Source organism: Nocardia sp. NPDC058519, from assembly GCF_042719755.1.
Classification (GTDB): Bacteria; Actinomycetota; Actinomycetes; order Mycobacteriales; family Mycobacteriaceae; genus Nocardia.
The window spans coordinates 248,434-253,733 of sequence record NZ_JBHXNK010000007.1; the positions used below are offsets into that span (position 1 = coordinate 248,434).

The 5,300-nt window shown below is 65.5% G+C and carries 2 protein-coding genes and 3 pseudogenes; all 5 read right to left on the reverse strand.

From position 1 onward, the window contains the following. Positions 1 to 840: 840 nt before the first annotated feature. Positions 841 to 1,189: pseudogene (locus ACFWPK_RS11610) on the reverse strand (Lsr2 family protein). A gap of 119 nt (positions 1,190 to 1,308) precedes the next feature. Further along, positions 1,309 to 1,611 (reverse strand): YncE family protein, encoded by a 303-nt coding sequence (locus ACFWPK_RS11615; protein WP_378914542.1) that lies wholly within the window; start codon positions 1,609 to 1,611, stop codon positions 1,309 to 1,311. 47 nt (positions 1,612 to 1,658) lie between these two features. After that, positions 1,659 to 2,075, reverse strand: a complete 417-nt coding sequence (locus ACFWPK_RS11620) for a hypothetical protein (RefSeq protein WP_378914543.1) — start codon at positions 2,073 to 2,075, stop codon at positions 1,659 to 1,661. 243 nt (positions 2,076 to 2,318) lie between these two features. Next, a pseudogene (locus tag ACFWPK_RS11625) lies at positions 2,319 to 3,445 on the reverse strand (aminotransferase class I/II-fold pyridoxal phosphate-dependent enzyme); the annotation flags it as partial. A 622-nt stretch (positions 3,446 to 4,067) separates the two neighbouring features. Further along, positions 4,068 to 4,907 (reverse strand): annotated as a pseudogene (locus ACFWPK_RS11630) (SDR family oxidoreductase). Positions 4,908 to 5,300 lie beyond the last annotated feature (393 nt).

Consider the following 5,300-nt stretch of genomic DNA (forward strand, 5'->3'; position numbering starts at 1 on the left):
CCTACTTCGTTGTGGCGCGCCCCGCTGCCCTGCAGGGCGCCCGCTGTTTTGGGGTGCGTACCGGGGGGGTGGGGCTGGGAGGAATCGGGCCGAGCCCCTCCCAACTCTTGTATGCGTGTCCTGCCGAGAGTAGTGACGGGGGCCTTCATCCTCCCGAATGGTCTACGCTAGCAGCCTCATTCGGGGTCAGAATGTCAGAGCTGCGCCGGTCATGGGGTGTGGCGAGTCTGGGGGTCGGTGCCTGGAGTCGTGGCTGCGGCGGTCGCGGTAGGCGCAGTGGCGGGGTGTCCGATACTGCTAGTCAAGCGGTGGCCGATGCCTACCGGAAACTGAAGGATCTGGTTTCGAGCCATGTTGGTCCATCGAGTATGGAATCGCCAGAGCGCCAACTCAATTCGACCGCCCGTGTGCTGTGCTACTTGAGGATTTACAGCACGTAGGCGCCGGGAGTGATCAGAGGTTGCTGGCCGCTGCACAGACGTAGCTCGCGGTCGTGCGTGCGCACGAGGCCATTGCGGGTGTGGATGTGGAGAGGGTGTCTGCGGCGGCGTTGCGAAATCGGGAGGTCGCGTCAACCGGGGCTGGTCCGGGTGGCCGAAAAAGAGTCAGAAGGCTACATCGACAGTGGGTAGGTCGAAGTGGTCCGGAGCGTTCAGAACCTCCGTCGACGCGCCGGTAGTACCCGGCCCGGTCGCGTCACCCGAACCACAGCGAACCACCGCAGGGCTGCTCGCCGTTGGCGGATGATCGGGACTGGTGTCGCGGACGGGGGTCTCCGCAGGTGGGGACGTAGGTATCACGGTGAACATCACACAGCTTCGTGCCGACCAACCTTCTGCTCTACGCAGACGCAGCCTCGTCGGCGGCGATAACTTCGGTCGAGATCGGTCCGCGGGTCGACACTGTGTGACCGTTCTTGCTGGCCCATGCACGAATGTCAGCAAGGTCGTTGCGCCGAATCGGTGCGCTCGCAGGAGTTTTCGCGGCGAGTCGGCCGATGGATGTCTTGGCGCGGCCGATTCGGCGGGCGTAAGGGAGCCACTGGTCGAACGTGTCGCGCAACTTGGTGGCGTTGGTATCGGACAGGTGATTCGTAGGTGACTCCGTCGATTCCGAAGGTGACGGTCTCGTCGGCCTCGGAGGTGCCGTCGAAGTCATCAACAAGGCTGACAATGACTTTGCGTGCCATAGGGATCCATTTTCGTTCGAGTACAGAGGGCGTCTACCGATCGTCGTAGCCAGCACGGAGCATCCCAATCGGGGCATACTGGACTCCCATCCCCAAGAGACGGCTCGGGGGCAACGCAGTTACCGGCGCCCCGCGAGTACGATGACCGTCCCTCGTTCCGAGTCGGTCACATACACATTCTGTGTGCGTGGATCAACGGCAATGCCTTGCGGCTTGCCGCCGATATCAACCGTTGCGACGACCGTGTTCGACGTGGTGTCGATCATCGAGATGGTGTGGTCTTCTCGATTCGCGACGTATACCGTGTTCGCCGCGGTATCGAGTGCAAGGTGTGCCGCGTCGCGACCGACCTTCACGGTGGCTGTCAGTGTCCGGGAACGGATGTCGATCGCGTGGACGCTACCGGTCTCGCGGTTGGCCACGTAGGCAATGTGTCGGTGGGTGCCGATGACGATTCCGTGCGGTCGGGTCAGTGCGTCACGGCGTCGGCGGAGTGGTCACCGAAGGGATGTCGCCAGGTGCGGCGTGCGCTCGCACTACGCGGTGTCTTCGCGAGCACGGTCCCCTTTTTCTTCGGTTCGGCCGAAGGACGGAAGGTCCGCCCGCTCGTGCCGGTGCGACGGGCGAGCCGAAGATCGGCCTTGGTCTGACGCAGGCGCTGCGACGAACGGTGCGCGCCGGCGGTGAGCAGGACCAGGCCGAGCATGCCGAGGGCTCCGAGCACGACTGCCCACAGGAACAACGTGCCCGACGTTGCGGTGATGTGGTAGCCGAGCAGGCTGAAGTCGTCGCTGAGCGTGTGGGCGGGTCCGCTGTTGCTCAGCACGCCCGCCGTGCCGATCACCACCGCGGCGATGAGCAGGACCAGGCCGAGGAAAACAATCATGACAGTCTCCGAATCCGGTTACACCGGTATACGTGTGGTGCCGCCCGCCCGCCGGCCGCGTGCGAGTCGAGCCGATGAGCGGACCGACGATCGTGATGCCACGGTGCACAGCGACCCGGCGTCACCGCCCTTCACTCCGTGGAATACCCCGATCCGAGCGGGCGACTCAGCTGCCGGGGCGCGATCGTCGAGATGTCACCGCAGGCGATCGGAAGGCCGGTCCCCGAAAGCCTCACCGCGGGTGAGCGCGTCGGCGGTGACGGAGTCGTCGGCGGACGACAGGGTCGCCAGTACTCGGCGGTGATCGCTGAGTCCCACGTCGATGTGACGGTGCGCGCGCAGCCAGTCGGCAGCCTGGTAGCCGGTCGCGCCTGTGGCAGAGACGTCGACGAGGACCTGCAGCAGGTCCAGATCGTGTGAGGCTTCGACACCGAGGAGTTCGTTGTGCATGACCTCGATCTCGCTGATCTCGTCGATCGCGGCGCGGGTTCGCCGGGCCAGCGACAGAGCGCGGTCGAGCAGGTCGTAGCCGAATTCGACCATCTGCCTTCGCCATCCGTCCAACGCGCCGTAGATCAGGACATTGGGGCTGGTCGTCATCAGCAGGTCGGCGCAGCGGCTCAGTCGCTTCGTGTCGACCAGGTCGCCCTGCACATGAAATACCGAACCCTGCTCGAAACCCATACCCATCTTGTGCACGCTGACCACACACACATCGGCACCGACATCCATTGCCCAGGTAGGCAAGTCGGGATGGAAGGGCAGGTGCGCGCCCCAAGCCTCGTCGACGATCAGCGGCTTACCGCGACCATGACACACCTCGGCGATTCTCCGGATATCGGCACAGGTGCCGTAGGGGCTGGGGCTGACCACTAAAGCTCCTGCAGCATCGGGGTTTTCACGCCACGCCTGCTCCACCTGTGCCGGTGACGGCGGATGGGAGAAGTGCCGTTCGGCATCCCAGCGGGGGGTGATCCAATGCGGGCGGATACCGGAGAAGATCAACCCGGCCACGACCGACTTGTGTGAGTCCCTGCCCACCAGCAGACCGCCGTCGCAACCACCGGGACGGCCATCATTGCCGCCTTGACCGACAGTGAACTGCCACAGGTCGAGAAGAAGGCGGAATCGGCGCCGACCGCGTCGGCCATCAGTTCCTCGGCCTCGCGCAGCACACCGTCGCGCGCGAGCCGGTCGTCGAGGCCGGATGAGGCGAGGATGTCGGAAGCGAATGCGTCGGGCCCGAGCGCGGCGAGTACGCGGGCATCCACGCCGCGACTCTGGCGGTGTCCGGGCGGGGTGAAGCCGTAGCGGCCGAGCCCGTGATAATCGGCGACCGCGGCGACGAGTGGGGCGGTGCTGTGGTCCATGGGCCGATCTCCCTGCTAACGCCGTGCCGACGGTTCGGGCAGCGGTGGCGGCGGTGACGGGATGGGAGGAACCGGATCAGGACCCGGTGCAGGAGGAGCAGCCGGATCACCTGGACCAGGCGGGTTCGGCGTCGAAGGCACGGGGTCGCCGGGACCGGGCGGGTTAGGCGGCGAAGGCACAGGGTCGCCTGGACCGGGAGGGTACGGCGGCGAGGGCGGCGGGTCGCCGGGGGCCGGCGGGGCCGGATCCGGTGCGGGGCCTGGCGGGGCCGGATCCGGTGCGGGGCCGGGCGGTGCCGGCACCGGATCCGGATCGGTGAGCTTGATCGGAAACATCGTCGCCTCCTGTTTCGGTGCTGCGTGCGGACTGCGCGCCCGCACTGGCCTCGGTGCGGGCCGGGCACGTCCACCGCGACGACGTCGTTGGCGTCGCGACGGTGCGCTCGACCCACTCCGAGGTACTCCGGTGTCGACACCGTCTACCGAAAAAGTGGCGTGGGCCGATTCTTCGGCGCCGTGCTGCATTCAGTCGGCCGATCGCCACTCCGGGGCAATGCCCGCACCGGAACACTCCAAACGGTTGCGCAGATCAGACGTCGCTTTCGATGCGGGCCACACGCGGTCAGAGAATCGGCCTGCCACCGGTGACCGCGAGCCTGGCGCCGGAAATGTAGCTACCGTCGTCGGCCGCAAGCAGAACATAGGCCGCCGCGAGTTCGGCGGGCTGGCCCGCGCGGCCCAGCGGAGTGTTGTCGCCGAACTCGGCCACCTTCTCGGGCGGCATGGTGGAGGGGATCAGCGGTGTCCAGATCGGGCCCGGCGCCACACTGTTGACCCGAATTCCCTTGTCTCCCAGTAACTGCGCCAAACTCGCCGAGAGATTGGCGATCGCCGCTTTCGTCGCGGCATACGGCGCCAATGTCGGATTGGGCATATCGGAATTGACCGAGGAACTGCCGATAATCTACGACCCTGGCAACATATGAGGCACCACTGCCTGGACCAGATGGAAGTACGCTCCCACGTTCAAGGCGAACGTATAGGCGAATTCCTCGTCACTGATCTCGGACAGATCGGTGTGCGTCATCTGGTACGCGGCATTGCTCACCAACACGTCGACCGTGCCGAATTCCTGCACCGCTCGTGCGATCACCGCACGGCAGTGCGCCGGATCGGACAGGTCGCCCGGAACCAACACGGCGCGCCGTCCGGCCTTCTCCACCCAGTCGGCCACTTCCCGCGCGTCGGAATCCTCGTCGAGGTAGGAGATGAGCACGTCGGCGCCCTCTCTGGCGAACGCGATCGCGACGGCCCTGCCGATCCCGCTGTCGGCACCGGTGATCACTGCGGCCTTGCCTGCCAACTTCTCCGATCCGCGATAACTGTGCTCCCCGCAGTCGGGAACCGGCGTCATCTGCGACTGGATACCGGGCACTTTCTGCTGTTGCTCGGGAAAACCCATGTTCGAAGCCCTCCAGTTGGGGAATATCCGTCCCCAATGGACTACCGCGCTATTCGCGCGATAAACAGCGGTTCGCTCGCCGGTTCGTGGGGTAAGCGGCGCATATGGAAATACTTGCGATCGTGGCATTGGTCGTCCTCGTCGCGGCGGTTCTGCTCATGCGCAAGGCCCGCGGCAAGCGCACGGGCGAGCCTGAGTCGACGGGCAACGACCCGGGTAGATCTCGGGGTTTCACTGCGAGGTGTCCGAGACTGGCGGGTAGGGGTGAGCGCGACCGTCACGTCGGTCTGCAACTAGTGTCCTGCACCTGAAATCCGTTGAAGATATTTAGCGAGTGATTCCAGGATCTCCTCCGCGGTTTTGCGCCAGACGAAGGGTTTCGGGTCGGCGTTC